Source organism: Pseudomonas sp. BNK-45 (assembly GCF_047456255.1).
Lineage (GTDB): Bacteria > Pseudomonadota > Gammaproteobacteria > Pseudomonadales > Pseudomonadaceae > Aquipseudomonas.
On the sequence record NZ_CP179909.1, the window covers coordinates 6,790,216 to 6,809,525 of the forward strand.

Genomic DNA, 19,310 nt, shown 5'->3' on the forward strand with positions numbered 1-19,310 from the left:
ACAGGGCGGTCAGAGCGAGGATCGCACTCGCCACAATTCGGGGAACAGCACGGTGTCGAGCATCTTGCGCAGGTAGCCGACGCCTTCGGTGCCACCGGTGCCGGGCTGGAAGCCGATGATGCGCTCCACAGTGGTCACGTGGCGGAAGCGCCACTGGCGGAACGAGTCTTCCAGGTCGATGAATTTTTCCGCCAGCTGATACAGGTCCCAATAGGCCGAAGGGTTGGCGTACACCTCGCGCCAGGCGGCTTCCACCGAGGGGTCGTGCCGGGTCGTGGTGGTGCTCTTCAACGCCAGGCGCTCGGGATCGATGCTCAAGCCGCTGCGGGCCATCAGGGCGATTGCTTCGTCATACATGGATGGGGTGGCAATCGACTCTTCCAGGGATTGCAGCAACTCGGGGCGGTGAGCATGGGGCCGCAGCAGGGCCGCGCTCTTGTTGCCGAGGATGAATTCGATTTCCCGGTACTGGAACGACTGGAAGCCCGAGGACTGGCCCAGGTAGGGACGGATCGACTTGTACTCGGACGGCGTCATGGTCGCCAGTACGGCCCAGGCGTGCACCAGTTGGTCGAAGATCCGCGAGACCCGCGCCAGCATCTTGAACGCCGGGGGCAACTGACCCTGGCGCACTTGCTCGCGGGCGGCCTTGAGCTCGTGGAGCATCAGCTTCATCCACAGCTCCGAGGTCTGGTGCTGGATGATGAACAGCATCTCGTTGTGGTCCGGCGACAGCGGGTGCTGGGCACTGAGGATGCGCCCCAGGTCCAGGTAGTCGCCGTAGCTCATGGAGTCGGAGAAATTCAGCTCGGCGTTATGCCATTCATCCGGTGGGTTGCTTGAAAAAGGACATTGGCTCATGGCGTGGGCTCCTCGCCTCAGGCAGCGGTTGCCGCCCGCAGGCTGCGCAACCCGGACTCGGGCTGCACAACGGCGCGGACGGCCAGCTGTGTATTTATTGTAGGAATCAATCGGCCAGGGGGCGCAGGATCGCCCGCACCGGACTGGCGTCCAGGTGAGCGAAGCGCAGTGGCAGGGCAATCAGTTCGTAGTCGCCTTCGGCCACTTCATCCAGGACGATCCCCTCTAGGATCGCCATGCCGTGGCGGGCCACCTTGTTGTGGGCCTCCATGGTCTTGGACTGCTGAGGGTCCAGAGACGGCGTGTCGATGCCGATCAGGCGCACGCCGAGACTGGCCAGCAGCTCGACAGTGGCCGGGGCGACGGCGGTGAAGTCCGGGTCCCAGGTGCTCAGCGGCGCCTGTGGATAAGTGCGCAGCAAGACGCGCGGGGGCAGGTTGTCCAGGCGCCCGAGCAAGGCTTCGGGCTGCACCAGGGCGCCGCTGTCCAGGCAATGCAGGACCCGGCACGGGCCCATGTAGACATCCAGCGGCACCTCGCCGATGGGCAGGCCATCCGGCCGGTAATGCAGGGGCGCGTCGACATGGGCGCCGGTGTGGGGCGACAGGGTCACCCGCCCGACATTCACCGGGCACTCGGGCCCGAACTGCCAGACGCGCTCCTCCTGGAACGGTGTATCTCCCGGCCAGGTCGGGGTCGCGGTACTCAAGGGCGGGCTGATATCCCACCAGCGTGGTGTATTTTCCATTCGTGCGGCTCTCGGTCACTCCGGACTGAATGATACGAGCGATACCGCTGAAGTTTCTTGCGAAATAACTCGGTACTCGTCAGATATTTCGCAAATCCTGCTAATAAAGCGCGCTTCATCAACCGAATCTTGCAACCCCTCAAGCCCCTTTCGGGCCGCCCCGGCAGCGCCCCGCCCAACAGCCGCCACAGAGCGCGGCAGCGCTTCTGGATACCCCGAGGTCGAGCACAGACATCCCCCGCAATGCCGGGCGCTATAGGGTGCGTCTTCAGTTCTCTGCCCGCTAGGAGCACAGCATGTCGCAACCCATTACCGTTCTGCGCGATACCCATCCGCTGCCCGTTCTTGATGCCTGCAAGTGGGAAAAGCTCGCAGGCGACCCACACACCGTCAACCTCAACGCCTACACCAGCGAGGACGGCAGCAAGATCATGGGCACCTGGATCTGCACCCCGGGCAAGTGGCGGGTGGCCTACGAAAAGTGGGAGTACTGCCATTTCCAGGAAGGCTACTGCGTGATCACCCCGGACGGCCACGATCCCATCCACCTGCGTGCCGGCGATATCTTCGTGGTGGAACCCGGAATGAAAGGCACCTGGGAAGTGCTGGAAACCGTGCGCAAGTACTTCGTGTTCGCCTGATCCCTGAACACCCGCCGGGAGCCCGCGCCATCCGGGCTCCTCCGGCATGGCGGCCATTCAACTCAACGCATTCTGCCAAATGTCTATATAATCACTGCCAAATGGCAAAGGCAGGAGTAGACCCATGGTTGCGCTGACAGACACCGGCCTCCCCCCCAAGCGGCGGGGCAAGCTGGTATTGAAAGAACAGTCTTCGGACATCCTCCTGGGTGGCCGGGCACGCTTTGACGACCGCATCTCGATCTATCGGCTGACCGAGGAAGGCATCCCGCTGACGGCGATCATCAAGTTCGTCTCCTCGGTGCCCATGCTCAAGGACGAACAGGTCCTGGCCAAGATCATCGGCCTCTCCGAACGCACCCTGCACCGCCGCCTGAAAACCCCGGACGAGCCCTTGAATCCGGAGCAGAGCGCCCGCGCAGTGCGCTTTGCCCAGGTGCTGGCCAAGGCCCAGGAGATCTTCGGCAGCAGTGAAGAGGCACAGGACTGGATGGCCAAGCCGGTAATGGGCCTCGATGGCCACAAACCGGTGGACCTGCTGACCAACCCCATCGGCTTCGAACTGGTGGACGAGTTCCTCACCCGCCTGGAATACGGGGTCTATCAGTGATCAGCGCCCCCGGCAGCAGTGCGATTCACTTCTGGCGACTGGACGCCGCCCGACACGCCGACAGCTGGGACAGTGGCATCGGCGCCGAGCTGTGCGGCGGTCGCTGGAACTCCAAAGGGGTCAAGGCCGTGTATGGCAGCGCCGACCCGGCCACGGCGATTCTGGAAGTGGCGGTGCACAAGGGCTTTGCCGCCCTGGACAGCGTGCCCCATGTGCTCACCGGCGCCCTGATCCAGGACCCGTCGGCCATCTACCGGATCGATGAACAGAGCATTCCCAATCCCAACTGGCTGGTGCCGGGCATACCCAGCGCCGGCCAGCAGAAGTTCGCCGACCAGTTGCTGGCCGACCATCCATTCGTGCTGGTGCCCTCATCGGTGTCGCGCCACAGCTGGAACATTCTGATCAATCCGTTGCTGGCCAAAGGGCTGTACCAGGTGGTGGTCCAGGAACGCTTCGGCCTCGACACACGCCTCAATCCTCCCCCTCGTACCGTGGCCGGCCGCCCGAACTGAGGCGGCAAAAAAAAAGCGGGAACCTGCCCGACGCAGGTTCCCGCAAATGCCCCGACTGAAGGGGCCGCGTTCAATACCAAGCTTCGCCAGAGGTGAAATCGCTGCGGCCCTTCGGGCCGTTCGCAGCCTGCGGCAACGGCTATAGCCTTACTGCGACTTGCGGTAGCTGTTGACGATGGCCGAGAAGTCCTTGCCACCCTCCCCCCGCAAGCTCATGGCCTGGTACAGCTGCTGGGCCACGGCGCCGAGCACCACCGGCTGATGCGCCTGGCGAGCGGCCTCGGTGGCCAGCCCCAGGTCCTTGAGCATCAGCTCGGCCCCAAAGCCGCCGGTGTAGCCGCGGGATGCCGGAGCGGTTTCAATCACTCCCGGCCACGGGTTGTAGGTATCGGAACTCCAGCAACGGCCGGTGGAGCTGTTGATGATCCCCGCCAGCACCTGGGTGTCGATGCCCAGGGCATCGCCCAGGGCCATGGCTTCGCTGACGCCGATCATCGAAATCCCCAGCAGCAGGTTGTTGCAGATCTTGGCGATCTGCCCGGTGCCCACTTCGCCGCAATGCACGATGTTGCGCCCCATCTGCGCCAGCACCGGTTGCAGGGTGGCGAACAGCTCGGCACTGGCGCCGACCATGAAGGTCAGGGTGCCGGCCTGGGCGCCACCGGTGCCGCCAGACACCGGCGCATCGGCCATGGCCACGCCTTGCCTGGCGGCAGCGGCGGCCACTTCGCGGGCGGTCTGCGGGTCGATGGTGCTGCAGTCCACTGCCGGCACGCCGCTGGCGATCCCCGCCAGCACCCCGTCTTCACCCAGCCACACACTGCGCACATGGGCCGCGGCGGGGAGCATGGTGATCACCAGCTCGGCGCCTTCGGCGGCGGCCTTGGGCGAGGCGCTGATGCGCCCGCCCAGTTGCGCCAGCTCCGCCAGCACGCTCTGGTTGAGGTCGAACAGGTTCAGCTGATGCCCGGCCTTGATCAGGTTGCGGGCCATGGGCGCGCCCATGTTGCCCAGGCCGATAAATGCAATGTTCATGTCAGGCTCCTCAACGCAGGCTGATGGTGGTGTTCACACCGTCGTTGACGCTGTCGTCGTCGAACCAGCGGGCGGTGACGGTCTTGGTCTGAGTGTAGAACTGCACCACTTGCTTGCCGTACGGGCCCAGGTCGCCGAGCTTGGAACCGCGGGAACCGGTGAAGCTGAAGAACGGCACCGGCACCGGAATCGGGATGTTGATGCCGACCTGGCCGACGTCGATTTCGCTCTGGAACTTGCGCGCCGCCGCCCCGCTCTGGGTGAACAGGCCGGTGCCGTTGCCGAAGGGGTTGGCGTTGACCAGGGCAATGGCCTGATCCAGGGTGTCGACCTCCAGCACCACCAGCACCGGGCCGAAGATTTCCTGGGTGTAGATCTGCATATCGGTGGTTACCCCGGAGAACAGGGTCGGGCCGATGAAGTTGCCCTGCTCGTAGCCCGGGACCTTGATGCCGCGGCCATCGAGCTCCAGCTTGGCGCCTTCTTTCACGCCGCTTTCGATCAGCTCCAGAATCCGCGCCTTGGCGCGCTTGGACACGACCGGGCCCACATCGGTGCCCGGCTCGCTGCCGGCGTTGACCTTGAGCTTCTGCGCCAGGGCCTTGAGGTCTGGCAGCCATTGTTTCGAAGCGCCAACCAGCACCACCACCGAGGTGGCCATGCACCGCTGACCGGCCGCGCCGAAGCCGGCGCCCACCAGGGCATTGAGGGTCTGTTCGCGGTTGGCGTCGGGCAGGACCACGGCGTGGTTCTTGGCGCCCATCATCGATTGCACGCGCTTGCCGTGCTTGCCCGCCAGGTCATAGACGTGAGTGCCGACCGCGGTCGAACCGACGAAGGACACCGCCTTGATGTCCTTGTGGGTGCACAGCGCATCCACCACGTCCTTGCCGCCGTGCACCACGTTGAGCACGCCAGCCGGCACCCCGGCTTCCACCGCCAGCTCCACCAGCAGCATGGTGGACAGCGGATCCTGCTCGGAAGGCTTGAGGACGAAGGTGTTGCCGCAGGCGATGGCCATCGGGAACATCCACAGCGGAATCATCGCCGGGAAGTTGAACGGGGTGATCCCGGCGCACACGCCGATCGGCTGGCGCAGGGTATAGGTGTCGACACCGCCGGCAACGTTCTCGGCGAATTCGCCCATCTGCAGGGTGCCGATGGAGCAGGCATGCTCCACCACTTCCAGGCCGCGGAAGATGTCGCCCTCGGCGTCGGCGAGGGTCTTGCCCTGCTCGGCGCTGAGGACTGCGGCAATGCGTTTGGAATGCTCGCGGATCAGGGCCTGGAGCTTGAGCATGATGCGCATCCGCGCGCCGATCGGGGTCAGTTTCCAGGTCTGGAAGGCGCGCTGGGCGGCGGCAATCGCGGCGTCGACTTCAGCGGCGGTGGCAAAGGGCACCTTGGCCAGCACTTCCTGGGTCGCCGGGTTGACGATGTCATGCCATTCCTGGCTCTGGGACTGGACCCATTCGCCGTCGATCAGCAATTTGACCTGTTGCAGGGTGGTGCCGTCGGGCTTGAGGGATGCGTTCATGAGGTCTCCTGACTTCTTGAGTTCTTATGCAGGGAACCAAGGCGGGCAAGCGCCTTGAAAGAAGGGCTGTCGCGAGTTGGTGTCGGACGGTTTTTGGAGTATAGATGTGCAAATTCCTAATAAGAACGCACATAAAATCCGGTCCAACATGCAAAAAAACATCACCTCGCTGAGCACCCTGAACTGGGACGACCTGAAGTTTTTCCTCGAAGTGGCGCGCACCCGCAAGGCCAGCAGCGCGGCCAAGCGCCTGGCGGTGGACTACACCACGGTGTCGCGGCGCATCGGTTCGCTGGAAACCGCCCTGGGCACCCTGCTGTTCGAAAAGTCCCGCACCAACGGCTTCGTCCTCACCGCCGAAGGCCAGCGCCTGCTGGGTTATGCCGAGTCGATCGAGAGCACCCTGCACATGGCCTGCGAGCAGGTCTCGGGTTCCGGGGTGGCGTTGTCCGGGCATGTGCGCATGGGCTGCACCGAAGGCTTCGGCAGCTTCTTCGTCACCCCGCAACTGAGCCATTTCCTCGACGCCTACCCGGCGATCTCGGTGGATATCCTGCCGCTGCCGCACTTCATCAGCCTGTCCAAGCGTGAGGCGGACATCGTCATTGCCCTGGAGCGCCCGGAGCACGGACCTTACGTGTGCTGCAAGCTGTGCGACTACCGCCTGCAGCTGTACGCCACCCAGGAATACCTCGACCGTCACCCGCCGATCCGCCGCCCCAGCGACCTGGGGGAACATCAATTCATCAGCTACGTGGACGACCTGGCGTTCAGTTCCGAGCTGCTGTACCTGGCCAATGTGGTGCCCGGGGCCAGCGCCAACCTGCGCAGCACCAGCGTCATCGCCCAATACGTGGCGGCGCAGCAGGGCCGCTCGCTGGCGATCCTGCCGTGCTTCCTGGCGGCCCAGGACCCGCGGCTGCTGCCCGTACTGCCCAAGGAGATCAACCTGACCCGGCAATTCTGGATGTACTGCCGTGAAGACCTGCGCAAATTGAAGCGCATCACCCTGCTGTGGGATTACATCCGCGAGGTAACCGAGCAGAATCGCCCGCTGCTCATGGGGGACAGTCGCAGCATGCTGTTCGCCGCCCCCTGACGCTTGACCTGCTCATGGATCGATCTGGATACCCGAAGATGAAAAAACTCAGCCGACGCGGCTCGCTCACCCTTGGCGCAGTGGTTCTCGGCGCCTCGCTGTGGCCCGCTTCGCAATGGTGGGAAAAAGGCCTGGCGACGGCCCGCAGCGCCCCCCGCATCAGCCCCAACGGGTGCTACAGGGTTCAGGTATTCAGGCCGTTCTGGGTCCTGCCCGGCAGATTCCACACCCAGTACCACCCGGACCCGGAGCAGGCTCCCAACGAGAACCCGCACTGGGAGCTGCCGGCGTTTTTCCGTTTGTATGACCAGCGCAATGGCCAATGGCTTGGCGACAGCCAGATCTATGACCTGGTCGTCGACGGGGGCCCCTTGCAGTGGGGCATGAAAGGAGACCCGCGGGTGTCCGCGGCCATGATCGACATCGGCCCCAACGTGCCGGATTGCATCGGCGACCAGCCGGCCAAAGGGCGCTAACGGCTGCCGGGGGTAGCCGCCAGCCGGGCAATGCCGATCAGTCGGCGATCACCACGATCGACACCCGGCGGTTCTCGGTGCGTCCGGCTGCGGTGCTGTTGGAGGCCACCGGCTCGCTGCTGCCCAGGCCGCGCAACTGGATGTTTTCTTCACGCATGCCGACCTGGGTCAGCACCTTGACCACGCTCTTGGCCCGGCGCACCGACAGCTGCACGTTGTAGGCCTCCTTGCCCGAAGCGTCGGTGTGGCCGTCGACCCGGACCTTCTGGATATCGACGCTGAGCAAGGCCTTGCCGATGCGCTGGACGATCTCGGTGCTGGCCTGGTTCAAGGTTTCCACATCGCTGCCAAACAGCACCTTGCCCGACAGGCCGAAGGCCCAGCCTTCATCCGTCAGTTCGAAGCCCTCCTGTTTCAGTACCGCGATCTGTTTCGGGGTCAGACCTTTGGGCGGCACGCTCTGGCAGCCAGCCAGGGCCAACAGGGCCATGAACACCAGGGTGCTGAACAGTCGAACCGAACGTTGCGTCATCGAGAACAAGGGAATTAGCTCCTGTTTTGAACCTGAACGATTGGGGGCTCCGCCCCCACGGTGTGTTGCCCGCCTCGCGAACCGCGCTTGGCTTGGTACATGGCCTCATCGGCAGCATTCAACAGGCTGCCGGGGGTCAGGCCATGATCCGGGTACACGGCAATGCCGATGCTCAGCGACGTCATGATCGACAGATTGCCGGGCAGCTGGATCGGCATTTCCATGCTGTTGATGATTTTGTCAGCAATGCGCTGGGCGTCTTCGACCCGGTGCAGCGGCGTCAGCAGCACGGCGAATTCATCCCCGCCCAGGCGCGCGACCAGGTCTTCCTCACGCAGTTGCGCGCGAATCCGCGTGGCCACCGCCACCAGCACCGCATCGCCGGCGGCATGGCCGAAGTTGTCGTTGATCTCCTTGAAGCGGTCGCTGTCGAGAAACAGCACCGCCATGCGCTCGTTGAGCTTGCTGGCGCTGCGCAGCGCACGGATCAGCCGGCCCTCGAAAAACGCCCGGTTGGGCAGACCGGTCAGGCTGTCGTGGCTGGCCTGGTGCGCCAGGGTTTCATTCTCGCTTTGCAGATGGGTCTGCCAGGCTTCCAGCTCATCGAGCAGGGCATTGAAGTCGTTGCCCAGGTTGTCCAGCTCGGCGATTTGCGCAGGCGGCACCCGCTGGTCGAACGCTCGCTCGCGCCGGGCCGCGTGAGCCACTTCCGCCAGGCTGCGCAGGGGGCCGGTGATGCCCCGCAGTTGCCGACGCGCCAGGTACAGCGACACCCAGGCACTCAGCGCGGTGCACAGCACGATGCCCACCAGACCGCTGAACAGGAAGCGCAAGAGGCTGCCGCCATGGCCGGTGACATTGACCGTGCCGACTTCGCGGTTCTGATGCAGGATCGGCAAGCTGATGGGCTTTTCCAGGAACGCGCTGGCGACGTGCATTTCCAGGTTGGTCAGCAGGCCGCTCTCCGGACGTTGCCAACTGGCCAGAAGGCGGCCCTGGGTGTCGTAGACCTTGGCATCGGCCACCTCTTCGGTGGAGGCGATCAGGGCCAGGGCCTCGGTGGCCACCACCGTGTCGTTGAACACCACCGCGGCTTCCACGGTGTAGCTGATGGACCGGGCGATCAGGTGCAGGTTGTGATCGGCATAGACCCGCAACGCCAGGACCCCGAGAAAGGTCAGGGACAGGCTGGCCATGCAGATCGCCAGCAGCGCGACGATCAGGTGGCCACGACCGATGACCGACCGCAGGGTGGGGCGGGCCTTGGACTTGAACCCTTTCATGGGGCCGCCGGACGACGACGAGACAATTGCAGCACGCTGGGATGAATCTTCACCCCACTGCGGGCCACCGAGTCCAGATTGACCTCGAACGACACCTGGTTGTCGCTGACCCGCAGGCAGAACAGGCTGCCCACGGTGCACTGGTCGCCGCCCTCGCTGATGCTCAGTACGGGCTGGCCGACCAACGAGTTGAACAGCCGGTTACGCTCTTCAGTGCTCAATTTGCCGACGTACACCGAGTCGCACTCGCTGGCCAGGGCCGGACTGCTGGCCAGCAACCGGCGCACCAGCACCGGGCGGCCGGTGGCCTGTGTCGTGCCCTTGAGCAGGTCATCGGTGTATTCGGTGGGCCCCACCACGCACAAGCGCAGCTCAGCGGGCTCCACCGGCCATCGCGCGTAGCTGAGGATCCCCAGCACCACTTGCGTCACCGCCTTGGCCCGCTGCTCGGCCAGGCTGGTCGGGGTTGAAGGCTCTGACTGCGCCACGGCGCACAGACTGAACAGGCAAAGAATGGTCGACAGTGCAAACTGTCTCCACCGCAAACTGCGCTCTGTCCTCAAGACAGCCACGTCCATGCAGGGATTCTCGTTGAATTTCACGGAAATGATGCCGCAACGATAGCACAGCCCGGGAAAATGCCGCGAGGCCAGTGCCCCGAAACGGTGCCGGGCACCAGACTCAGACATCGGCGTCAGTCCAGCTCCAGCATCAACCCGCTGAGGCGCTTGACCTTGCGCCGCACGGCCTCTTCGAAGACCCCGGCGCGGGGCTCGATCAGGCTGAACCAGTCCTTGGCCCGAGTGATGCCGGTGTAGATCAACTCCTTGGTCAGCACCGGGTTCAGGGCATCGGGCAGGATCAGCGCCGTATGGGCGAACTCCGAGCCCTGGGACTTGTGCACCGTCATGGCATAGACCGTCTCCACGTCGTTGAGCCGGCTCGGCAGTACCAGGCGCACCCCGCCCTGGCCATCGTTCCGCGGGAAGGCAACCCGCAGCACCTGGCGCCCCGGCTCCTGGCCCTGCGCCTCCGGCAGTTTCAGGGCGATGCCGATATCGCCGTTCATCAGCCCCAGGCCATAGTCGTTGCGGGTCATCAGCACCGGACGGCCTTCGTACCACAGCTGGTCGCTGTCGATCAGCCGGGCCTTGAACAGTGCCTGGGTAATGCGCAGGTTCAGGCCTTCGACGCCCCAGGGCCCCTTGCGCACCGCGCAGAGCAACTGGAAACGGTCAAAGGCCAGCAGCACATTGCGCGCCCACTCGGTCCAACACCGGTCGTCCAGGGGCGTGTCGGCGGCAGGACGCTGACTGCGCAGCACATTCAGGTAATGCCGGTAGCCTTGCGGTCCCTCGCCATGGCCTTCCAGCAGCAGGCGCTCCAGCGCCCGATCCTGCTCGCCCTTGAGGCTCAGGCCATACAGGTCGGCATGGCTGCGGGCCGCCAGCAGGCGCCGGGCCTCGTCGGCCTGTTGCTGATTGACCCAACGCGCCAGTTGGCCAATGCCGCTGCCTTCGCCGAAACGCCGGGAGTGACGCAGCATCACCACCTGCTGCGCCAGGGGATGCTGGTGCCCGCTGTCCTCCTGCAGGCCGCTGGCGCCCAGGTGTTCGCCACTGACCGCTTCCAGCCAGGCACGGGTCTGCGGGTTGTACCAGCCGGCCTCGGCATCGCGGCACAGGTCCCCGAGCACGGCCCCCGCCTCCACCGAGGCCAACTGGTCCTTGTCCCCCAGCAGCACCAGACGCGCATGGATGGGCAAGGCGTCCAGCAGATTGGCCATCATTTCCAGGTCGATCATCGAGGCTTCGTCCACCACCAGCACATCCAGAGGCAGGCGGTTGCCGGCGTGATGGCGGAAATGCCGGGTGCCCGGACGATTGCCCAGCAAACGGTGCACCGTGGTCACTTCACTGGGGATCTTCTCGCGCACTTCGTCGGCCACCGACAGCGAGCGCACCTGCAGGCTGATGGACTCGGTGAGACGCGCCGCGGCCTTGCCGGTGGGCGCCGCCAGACGAATGCGCAGCGGTTTGCGGGCTTCCACCGCCGGGCCCTGGAGCAGGGCCAACAGGCGCACCACAGTGGTGGTCTTACCGGTGCCGGGGCCACCGGTGATGATGCTGAAGGCACCGCGGGTGGCCAGGGCGCAGGCCAGTTTCTGCCAGTCGATGGGGCCGCTGGCCCGGGCCACACCGAACAGCCCGTCGAGGCGCTGGGACAGGTTTTCCGGGGTGGTCTCGGTGACCGCCAGGCGTTGACGCAGGGCATTGTCGATGCGCCGTTCATAGGCCCAGTAGCGCCGCAGGTACAGGCGCTTGCCGGACAGCACCAACGGCCGCTGGCGGGACGCATCACCCTGATCCGCCGCCAGGGCCACCAGCCGGCTGCCGGCCAGGACCTTGCACCACTGGGCGCCTTCCAGCCCCGCCAGGACCTGGGACGGCAGCACCGGGGCACCGCTTTGCGAATCCCCTTCCGGGGGCAGGGACAGGGCGAAATCCGGCTCCTTGAGGGTTTCGAACAGGTCCAGGCAGACATGCCCATGTCCCAGCTGGTGACTGGTCAGGGCCGCGGCCATCAGCACCAGCGGATCGCAGCCCGGGTCCAGTTCATGGAGAAAGCCGACAAAGGCCTTGTCCAGGGAACGCAGCCAGCCGCGCTCGACCCAGCGCTCGAGCAACAGCAGCAGGTCCTCGGCACGGGCCAGGGGAGCCAGGTCGAACGGCGCCTCCGGCGTTTCGGTCGAGGAGTCGAACAGATCCGGGGTCATAGCAGCACTCCCTGCTCCCAGGCGGGCTCGGCCCTGGGCGGCTCGGGCTGGCCCTGGAACATGCGGTCGAGACTCTCGATCAACTGCCGCGGCGGCCGGGCGAAATACGCGCCCTGGCTCGCCGAACGACTGCCGCGCAGGAACAGGTACAGGGCGCCGCCGACGTGCCGGTCATAGTCGTAGTCCGCCAGCCGGGCCTTGAGCTGGCGATGCAGGGCCAGCAGGTACAGCACATATTGCAGGTCGTAGCGGTTGTCGAGAATCGATTGTTCCATGGCCTGCTCGGTGTAGGCGGCGTCGTCCACGCCCAGCCAGTTGGATTTGTAGTCGGCCACGTAATAGCGGCCCCGGTGTTCGAACGTCAGGTCGATAAAGCCCTTGAACATGCCGTTGAGCAGCACCGGCTCGGCGGTGACCCGCGCCGCGCCCTGGTGGGTCTGCTGACGCACCCGTTGGTCCAGCTTGAGTACGTCGACCTTGTGGCTGGCGAACCAGAACTCCATTTCGACCCGGTACTGGGTCAGTTGCCCCAGCACCACCGGCGGCTGTCCGTCCCCCACCGGCAAGGGGGCTTGCAGCAGGTGCTGCAGCCAGTCGCTGAGGGTCGGGATCCAGCCCTGCCAGCCACGGCGATTGCAACGGCGGGCGATGGCGTCGCCGATCTGCTCCGGGGTTGCGGCAAAGCCCTCCTCCCCGGCCCACTCCAGCAGACCATGCAGGAAGGTGCCGGGGTTCGGGCCCCGGGGAAAACGATGGATATCGCCACCACTGGCGGCGACTTCACGCGGGGCTTCAGGGTCCAGCCGCTCATCATCGAAAAGTTTCTGCGCCTGGGGGTTTTCCGGGGCTTCGCTGCTGCCCGCGCCCAGGGTGTCGCTGATGCGCAGGGCGCTGTAGGAAGCGATCCACCAGTTCTCCGCCGCACGACGAACCGGGATCAGCGGCTCCAGGAGGCTGGCGTCATTGCGTGGCGGATGAAAGCGCTGCTCATCGGCGGCCGGCAGCTCGCCAACGCCGATGGCGTCACAGCCTTGCTGCAAGTCCAGCAGCCAGCGCAGCAGCCCCTTGGACTCGTCGAGCCGGGCACCACCGCCCAGCAGGTAGCCCAGGGCCGAGAGGTGCAGCACCGAGCTGTTGTGATTGCCGCGCTTGAGGTCGGCCACACCCAGCCAGCAGGCATGCTGGGCCCGGGTGAGGGCCACGTAGAGCAGCCGCAGGTCCTCCGCCAGGCGTTCTTCGTCCGCTTGCGCGATCAGCTCCGGGGTCGGTCGCAGGCTGACCTGAGGCTTGCCTGCGCCATCGTGGTAATGCAGGGGCAGGCGGCTGCCATCCACAGGTTTGGTGGAGCAGATAAAGGGCAGGAACACCAAGGGATACTCCAGGCCCTTGGACTTGTGGATGGTCACCACCTTGACCAGTTGCTCGTCGCTTTCCAGGCGCAGGATCTGCTCCTCCGCAGCTTGCCCGGACAGCGCCAGATGCTCGGCCAGATGACGGATCAGGGCTTGCTCGCCGTCCAGTTCCGCGGCGTTCTGTTGCAGCAGCTCGGACAGGTGCAACAGGTTGGTCAGCACCCGCTCGCCATCGCTGCGGGCCATCAGCGCCTGGGGCAGCTGGAAGTCGTGAAGCAGGCGGCGCAACATCGGCAGCACGCCCTGGCTGCGCCAGATCGCCCGATATCCGCGAAACTGCATGACCCGGGCTTCCCAGGCCAGCTCGTCCTGGTTCAGCCGCTCCAGCTCCACCAGGGACAGGTTCAGGGTCAAGGAAGCCAGGGCGGCCCGCAGCGGGCGCTCCACATCCGGCTCGGCACAGGCCTTGAGCCACACCAGCAGGTCCCGGGCTTCCTGGGCGGCGAACACCGAATCCTTGTCCGACAGGTACATGCTGCGCACCCCGCGGGCGGCCAGTTCAGCGCGGACCGCCTGGGCCTCCTTGCCATCGCGGACCAGGATGGCGATATCCGCCGGCAACAGCCCCTTGAGGGGTTGCTGCTCGCGGACAAAACCGCTGCGGCCCTGCTGGCCGCCATTGAGCATCTGAACGATCGCACTGGCACAGGCCGCCGCCTGCTGCTGACGATACTGGGCCCCGGACAGTGGCTGCTCGGCCGGCAGATGCCAGAAGTTCAGCGCCGGCACCCCTTGCCCCTCGACCTGCAGATGCTCCTTACGCCCCTGGGCCGCCACCGCCAGGAACGGCACCGGGTTCTGGCCGTCGTCTTCGCGAAACAGAAAGGCCCCGCGCCCCTGCGGACGCTGTTCGGCCTGCAGGAACACATGGTTGACCGCACTGACCATGGCCTGGCTGGAACGGAAGTTGGTGCCCAACGTGTGCAGGCGCCCGGTGGTGGCCTGGCGGGCCCGCAGGTAGGTGTAGATATCGGCGCCACGGAAGGCGTAGATCGCCTGCTTAGGATCGCCGATCAGAAACAATCCGGTCTCGGGATCGTTGGCCTCGATGCGGTAGATGCTTTCGAAGATCCGGTACTGCACCGGGTCGGTGTCCTGGAACTCGTCGATCAGGGCCACCGGGAACTGCTCGCGGATCAGGGTCGCCAGGCGCTCGCCGCCATCGCTGTGCAGGGCGCAGTCCAGACGCAGCAGCATGTCGTCGAAGCCCATCTCGGCACGGCGACGTTTCTCTTCTTCAAAGCGCTCACCGACCCACTGCGCGGCGTGCTGCAGGACCGCGGCGTCAGGGCTGGGCAAAGCCTCGAGGCTGGCCTTGAGCCCGGCCATGGCTTCAAGCGCCGGGTGCTGTGGCGCCTCTCCCTTCCAGGCCTCGCTCATGCCGTCCGGGGTCAGGCGGGTGAAGCCGGTGCCGATGTCCAACTGTTCAACGGACTCGTCCTCGGCCCAGGCGCTGATCTTTTCAAACCAGGGCTCGAAGAAGCGCGCCTGCAGCTTGCGGCCATCGACGCTTTTGCTGGCCACGCCTTGCAGGCAGATATCCCGCAACTCCTCGGCCCATAGCCGCCAGGGTGCCTTGAGTTGCACCAGGGCTTCCCGGCGCTCCTGCAGGCAAGCCTCGATCAACTCGGCGGGCGTCTGCGCCGAGGGCTCGCGATGCTCGCTGCCAAACAGCGCGCGAACCCGCGGCAGCAACTGGGCCGGGCCGACCCAGTTGGCGCGTACCCAGTTCAGCGCATCGCCCTGCATCGGGTAGCAGAACAGCCGCCAGTAATCGCGCAGCACCTGCCCCAGCAGGTCGCTATGGTCGGTTTCCAGGGTCTGGGTGAACAGACTGCCGCTGTCGAAGGCGTGCTCGCGCAGCATCCGCTGACACCAGCTGTGGATGGTGGAGACGGCGGCCTCGTCCATCCATTGCGCGGCGATGTCCAGGCGATTGGCGCAGGCGGCCCACTGTTCGGCAGGGTATTGCTCGCGCATCTGGAGGATCAGGCTGTCGGGGGCACTGATCTCGTCACGGAAGAAACGCGCGGCCTCCGCCAGGCGGGTACGGATGCGCTCGCGCAGCTCCTTGGTCGCGGCGTCAGTGAAGGTCACCACCAGAATCTGCGGCGGCAGCAGTTCGCGGCCAAAACCTGCGGACTCGCCACCGTGCCCCAGCACCAGGCGCAGGTACAGCGCGGAGATGGTGAAGGTCTTGCCGGTGCCGGCGCTGGCTTCGATCAGCTGGCTGCCGCGCAGGGGAAAGGCCAGGGCCAGGGGGGCTTGTTGACTCATTGCGCGGCCTCCTCGCCGAGGGCGGAACGCCAGGGCGCGTCCAGCAGGGGACGATAGAGCGTTTCGGCCCAGCCGCTGAAGGTCTCATCGGCGATCAGTGCGTTGTAATCGGCAAATTGCCGGGCCAGGGCCGGAGTCTCCCGGCGCTCACCCTCGCTGTTCTGGCCGTCGCCATCGTAAGTCTTGCGGGCGGCGGCGCCGGCTTTGTCCGGATCGCTCTGCCCGAGCCAGGCAAAGGCGGTCTTGACCGCCACCGGCAGCGGCTGGCGCATGCCCGCCTGCCAGGCCAGCAGCAGGTTGCCGAGAATCGTCCGTGCCTGTTGCTGCTCCAGCGGCGCGAGCAACAGGCTGTCATCGCTGGCCACCAGCGCGGTGGTCAGGGAATAGCCGCTGGCGCAGGCCAGCAGGTGATTGATCCAGGGTTTGATCAGGCGGTGCCATTTGCGGGTCTTGATCGAGCCGATGCCATTGGCAATGGTGGTCACCGCCAACAGCCCGCCATCTGCCCGCTGATGCAGGCTGCTCAACCAGCCTTCCACACGCACGCCCTGGAGCTCCAGGCTGACCGGCAAGGCGCTGGTCAGCGGTGTCGGCCACAGGTCCAGCAGTTGCCGGTAGCGCTGCAGCAGGTCCGGCAACGGCTCCATGAGCTCACGTTGCAGGCACTCGCCAAACCCGGCCATGGGCAGCAGGCCGCTGGCTTGCAGCCGCTGCGCCTGGGCCTGCAGGGCCTGCTCCGGATGCGCGGCATCGCTCAAGGCCGCTTCCAGCAAACTGTCGCTCAGGCTGTAGCGTTGCAGGGCATCGAGGACGAAGGGCTCCTCGTCCGCCAGGGGCGCGTCCATGGCCTCGAAGAACACCTTGAGCCGCTGGCTGAAAAAGTGCCGTACCGGGTGCCGCAGAAAGTCCTGCAACTGAGCCAGGCTCAGGGGTTCATCCTGGACATAGGGTTCAAGGGGCTGGACGGCCATGGCGGGCTCGTGGGCCTGGTGCAGGACCTGCCATTCCCGGGCATAGCTGAACAGTGTGTCGCTGTCGTGGAAGTAGCGGGCACTGAAGGGCTGCAGCGGGTGCTCCTGGGTCAGGGCGTCGAGCAACGATGCCTGTTCGTCCACCAGCCGCCAGCCGCCGGCCAGATGATCGCGCAGCTGGCCGATCAGTACCGAGGCGGGCCGTTCGCTGTTGTCGCGAATACTGCGGCCAACCCAACTGATGTACAGCTGGTCCCGGGCCGAGAGCAGGGCTTCGAGCAGCAGGTAGCGGTCATCCTCACGCCGTGAACGGTCGCCGGGACGGTAGTCGCTGCCCATCAGGTCGAAGTCCAGGGGCGGCTGGGCGCGCGGGTAATCGCCGTCGTTCATGCCCAAAAGACACACCAGCTTGAAGGGGATGGCACGCATCGGCATCAGGGTGCAGAAGTTCACGGCGCCGGCGAGAAAGCGCTGGGACAGGCGGCCCTGATCCAGGCCGGCGAGCCAGGCTTCGCGCACCACCGTCAGGGGCAACCGATCTTGCAGGCCGACGGATTCGCAGGTTTCCAGCCAGGTTTCCCGCAGGTCCTCAAGCTGGCCCAACAGGTAGTCGTCGTGCTCGGTAGAGGCCAGGAAGAACAGCTGCAGCAACTGCTGCAGGCGCTCGCCCCACTGGGCGGGCACCGCCGGTTCGATGAGTTGCTGGTAGGCCATCTGCAAGGCATCCAGCAGAGCCACCAAGGGACCGATCAGCGCTGCGTCCAGGCCGCCAATCTCGTCATAGGGCTCGATGCCGTCGCAGGCAGAGGAGCGGCCGACGGCGTACCCCAGGAGCATGCGCCGCAGACCGAAACGCCAGCTGTTTTGCTCAAGCTCCTGGGGCAGCCCCAGTTCGGCCCGTTGCTCGGCGTTCATGCCCCAACGGATACCGGCCCCCTCGATCCAGCGATGCAAGGTCGGCAGGTCGGCTTCGTCGACACCAAAACGGGCGCGCAACGCAGGCACATCAAGCAGGTCGAGGATCTCGCTGACCGGAAAGCGGCTGTCCGGCAGTTTCAGCAGGTGCTCGACGGCAATCAGCAGCGGGTCGCGGCCACGCTGGCCCTGGTCGGTGAGGGTGAAGGGGATGAAGCGGCGCTCATCTCGTTCCAACTGGCCGAATACCGCCCGGATGTGCGGGGCGTAGCTGTCGATGTCCGGCACCATGACGATCACGTCCCGGGGGCGCAGCCCGGGTTCGGCACTGAAGCGCGCCAGTAGCTGGTCATGGAGGATTTCCACTTCCCGTTGCGCACTGTGGGCAATGTGAAAACGGATCGATTGATCCTGCTGCAAATCGACGGCGGGCCAGCGTTCGCGGGTTTCGTTGAGGGGGCGCAGTTCGAGGATGTCGTCCTGCAACTGCTGGAGCATGGTGTGCGGTTCGCTCTCGCTGAACAGGTCGATGCGACCGTCGCGAAAAGCCGCGCGGTAGCTGTTGGGATCGTCGTAGCTGTCCAGCAGATTGATGTAGTCCCGTCCCTGTTTGCCCCAGGCAGCCAGCAGCGGATGGGCGTGCTGGTGCAGGGTTTGCGGATCCAGGGCCAGGGGCATGCCGGCTTTGCGCGCCTGACGTTTGTACTGGTGGCGCAGCAGATCCTTGTCGGCAACGATATCCGCCCAATGGTGACGGCAGGGGTTGTGCACACAGAGCAGGACCTGGCTGAAACGCGCCAGTCCGGCCAAGGCTTCGAGGGCTTGGGCCGGCAATGAGGAAATGCCGAAAACGATCACCCGGGATGGCAAGCCGGCGGGGGGCTGGTCCAGGCTGTTGATCCGCTCGATAAAGCGTTGGTGGACTCCGGCTCGACTCTGGGCCATGCCCTCGGTGCCGACATCCACCAGCAGGGCTCGCCACAGTTCGGCTTGCCAGCAGTTGGCTGGGGTCAGGGCCTTGGCTTCGCCGCGAACGTTGCGCAATTGATGGCGCCCTGCCGACCAGTCTTCCAGCCAGTCGGCTCGATAGACCTGATATTGGTCGAACAGGTCCGCCAGGCGCTCAGCCAGTTGGTAGCGTTTACGCAGATCGCTGTCGTGGGTCAGGAAGCGTTGCAGGGGCTCGAAATGGGGCTCGTCGATCAATTCCGGCAGCAGGCGCATCAGACGCCAGGTCAGCGGGGCTTTATCCAGCAAGGATTTGGGCGGGATTTCATCACGCCCCAGTACCAGACGGTAGAGCTGCCACATGAAGCTACCGGGCAACTGCACATCGATCGCTGCGGCGATCCCGCAGCCGCCGGAGTCATCCTCCTCGGGGTCTTCGGCCAGGGCCAGCTTCAACCATTGGGCGATGCCATTGCTCTGCACCAGGGCGATTTCATTTTCCAGGGGAGCCAGCGGGTAACGCCGCATCCAGCTGACCACCAGACTGCGCAGCTCGTCCAGGCGGTTACCGTGAACCACCATAAAACCGGGGGTGAGGGACGAGGCGTCCGGCATAAAGGCTTCCTTGGAGAATGCAAAAAGCTAGGCCGGAACCTTAGCACTGTCGCGGGGTG

The 19,310-nt window shown here is 65.4% G+C and carries 15 protein-coding genes; 5 read left to right on the forward strand and 10 right to left on the reverse strand.

Features of this window, described 5'->3' with window-relative positions; genetic code table 11:
• Positions 1-9: 9 nt before the first annotated feature.
• The gene (gene kynA / locus ACMGG8_RS30910; protein ID WP_060837411.1) at positions 10-861 is read right to left on the reverse strand and encodes a tryptophan 2,3-dioxygenase; all 852 of its coding nucleotides are present in this window, start codon (positions 859-861) and stop codon (positions 10-12) included.
• Positions 862-967: 106 nt separating this feature from the next.
• Positions 968-1,609, reverse strand: coding sequence for an arylformamidase (kynB, locus tag ACMGG8_RS30915; protein WP_060837410.1), 642 nt, complete (start codon positions 1,607-1,609; stop codon positions 968-970).
• A gap of 296 nt (positions 1,610-1,905) precedes the next feature.
• Here kynB and ACMGG8_RS30920 point away from each other — a divergent pair, with 296 nt between their 5' ends.
• From ACMGG8_RS30920 to ACMGG8_RS30930, 3 genes are all read left to right on the forward strand, one after another.
• Positions 1,906-2,250 (forward strand): cupin domain-containing protein, encoded by a 345-nt coding sequence (locus tag ACMGG8_RS30920; protein WP_060837409.1) that lies wholly within the window; start codon positions 1,906-1,908, stop codon positions 2,248-2,250.
• Between the two features lie 124 nt (positions 2,251-2,374).
• Entirely contained in the window at positions 2,375-2,860 is a 486-nt protein-coding gene (locus ACMGG8_RS30925) for an antitoxin Xre/MbcA/ParS toxin-binding domain-containing protein (protein ID WP_414158968.1), read from the forward strand.
• Complete coding sequence (locus ACMGG8_RS30930) at positions 2,857-3,375, forward strand: RES family NAD+ phosphorylase (RefSeq protein ID WP_060837407.1); 519 nt, start codon at positions 2,857-2,859, stop codon at positions 3,373-3,375. The genes ACMGG8_RS30925 and ACMGG8_RS30930 overlap by 4 nt, the downstream gene beginning before the upstream one ends.
• Before the next feature lie 147 nt (positions 3,376-3,522).
• Here the strand turns inward: ACMGG8_RS30930 and mmsB are convergent, their stop codons facing one another.
• Positions 3,523-4,410, reverse strand: a complete 888-nt coding sequence (gene mmsB, locus ACMGG8_RS30935; RefSeq protein ID WP_414158969.1) for a 3-hydroxyisobutyrate dehydrogenase — start codon at positions 4,408-4,410, stop codon at positions 3,523-3,525.
• A 10-nt stretch (positions 4,411-4,420) separates the two neighbouring features.
• Positions 4,421-5,947 (reverse strand): CoA-acylating methylmalonate-semialdehyde dehydrogenase, encoded by a 1,527-nt coding sequence (locus tag ACMGG8_RS30940; RefSeq protein ID WP_060837405.1) that lies wholly within the window; start codon positions 5,945-5,947, stop codon positions 4,421-4,423.
• 148 nt (positions 5,948-6,095) lie between these two features.
• Between ACMGG8_RS30940 and ACMGG8_RS30945 the strand changes: the two genes are divergently transcribed.
• Both ACMGG8_RS30945 and ACMGG8_RS30950 read left to right on the forward strand, forming a co-directional pair.
• Positions 6,096-7,046: a LysR family transcriptional regulator gene (locus ACMGG8_RS30945; protein WP_016965434.1), complete on the forward strand. Its 951-nt coding sequence runs from the start codon at positions 6,096-6,098 to the stop codon at positions 7,044-7,046.
• A gap of 38 nt (positions 7,047-7,084) precedes the next feature.
• The gene (locus ACMGG8_RS30950) at positions 7,085-7,522 is read left to right on the forward strand and encodes a hypothetical protein (protein ID WP_235759054.1); all 438 of its coding nucleotides are present in this window, start codon (positions 7,085-7,087) and stop codon (positions 7,520-7,522) included.
• Positions 7,523-7,559: 37 nt separating this feature from the next.
• Here ACMGG8_RS30950 and ACMGG8_RS30955 read toward each other — a convergent pair whose 3' ends face one another.
• The 6 genes from ACMGG8_RS30955 to recC all read right to left on the reverse strand — a co-directional run bounded on the left by ACMGG8_RS30955 (position 7,560) and on the right by recC (position 19,251).
• A complete protein-coding gene (locus ACMGG8_RS30955) occupies positions 7,560-8,054 on the reverse strand; it encodes an OmpA family protein (protein WP_060841871.1) in 495 nt (164 codons plus the stop codon).
• A gap of 14 nt (positions 8,055-8,068) precedes the next feature.
• Positions 8,069-9,337: a diguanylate cyclase domain-containing protein gene (locus ACMGG8_RS30960; RefSeq protein ID WP_060837403.1), complete on the reverse strand. Its 1,269-nt coding sequence runs from the start codon at positions 9,335-9,337 to the stop codon at positions 8,069-8,071.
• Positions 9,334-9,915, reverse strand: coding sequence for a YfiR family protein (locus ACMGG8_RS30965; protein ID WP_414159998.1), 582 nt, complete (start codon positions 9,913-9,915; stop codon positions 9,334-9,336). The genes ACMGG8_RS30960 and ACMGG8_RS30965 overlap by 4 nt, the downstream gene beginning before the upstream one ends.
• A gap of 116 nt (positions 9,916-10,031) precedes the next feature.
• Entirely contained in the window at positions 10,032-12,113 is a 2,082-nt protein-coding gene (gene recD, locus ACMGG8_RS30970) for an exodeoxyribonuclease V subunit alpha (RefSeq protein ID WP_414158970.1), read from the reverse strand.
• Positions 12,110-15,802 carry an exodeoxyribonuclease V subunit beta gene (gene recB, locus ACMGG8_RS30975; RefSeq protein WP_414158971.1) on the reverse strand — a complete coding sequence of 1,231 codons (3,693 nt, stop codon included), beginning with the start codon at positions 15,800-15,802 and terminating at the stop codon, positions 12,110-12,112. Before recB ends, recD begins: the two co-directional genes overlap by 4 nt.
• Complete coding sequence (gene recC, locus ACMGG8_RS30980; RefSeq protein WP_414158972.1) at positions 15,799-19,251, reverse strand: exodeoxyribonuclease V subunit gamma; 3,453 nt, start codon at positions 19,249-19,251, stop codon at positions 15,799-15,801. Before recC ends, recB begins: the two co-directional genes overlap by 4 nt.
• Between the last annotated feature and the right edge of the window lie 59 nt (positions 19,252-19,310).

Bases quoted from the DNA above. Each gene is read 5' to 3' on its own strand.
- kynA (WP_060837411.1), bottom strand. From the start codon at position 861: ATGAGCCAATGTCCTTTTTCAAGCAACCCACCGGATGAATGGCATAAC.
- kynB (WP_060837410.1), bottom strand. From the start codon at position 1,609: ATGGAAAATACACCACGCTGGTGGGATATCAGCCCGCCCTTGAGTACC.
- ACMGG8_RS30920 (WP_060837409.1), top strand. From the start codon at position 1,906: ATGTCGCAACCCATTACCGTTCTGCGCGATACCCATCCGCTGCCCGTT.
- ACMGG8_RS30925 (WP_414158968.1), top strand. From the start codon at position 2,375: ATGGTTGCGCTGACAGACACCGGCCTCCCCCCCAAGCGGCGGGGCAAG.
- mmsB (WP_414158969.1), bottom strand. From the start codon at position 4,410: ATGAACATTGCATTTATCGGCCTGGGCAACATGGGCGCGCCCATGGCC.
- ACMGG8_RS30940 (WP_060837405.1), bottom strand. From the start codon at position 5,947: ATGAACGCATCCCTCAAGCCCGACGGCACCACCCTGCAACAGGTCAAA.
- ACMGG8_RS30945 (WP_016965434.1), top strand. From the start codon at position 6,096: ATGCAAAAAAACATCACCTCGCTGAGCACCCTGAACTGGGACGACCTG.
- ACMGG8_RS30950 (WP_235759054.1), top strand. From the start codon at position 7,085: ATGAAAAAACTCAGCCGACGCGGCTCGCTCACCCTTGGCGCAGTGGTT.
- ACMGG8_RS30955 (WP_060841871.1), bottom strand. From the start codon at position 8,054: ATGACGCAACGTTCGGTTCGACTGTTCAGCACCCTGGTGTTCATGGCC.
- ACMGG8_RS30960 (WP_060837403.1), bottom strand. From the start codon at position 9,337: ATGAAAGGGTTCAAGTCCAAGGCCCGCCCCACCCTGCGGTCGGTCATC.
- ACMGG8_RS30965 (WP_414159998.1), bottom strand. From the start codon at position 9,915: ATGGACGTGGCTGTCTTGAGGACAGAGCGCAGTTTGCGGTGGAGACAG.
- recD (WP_414158970.1), bottom strand. From the start codon at position 12,113: ATGACCCCGGATCTGTTCGACTCCTCGACCGAAACGCCGGAGGCGCCG.
- recB (WP_414158971.1), bottom strand. From the start codon at position 15,802: ATGAGTCAACAAGCCCCCCTGGCCCTGGCCTTTCCCCTGCGCGGCAGC.
- recC (WP_414158972.1), bottom strand. From the start codon at position 19,251: ATGCCGGACGCCTCGTCCCTCACCCCCGGTTTTATGGTGGTTCACGGT.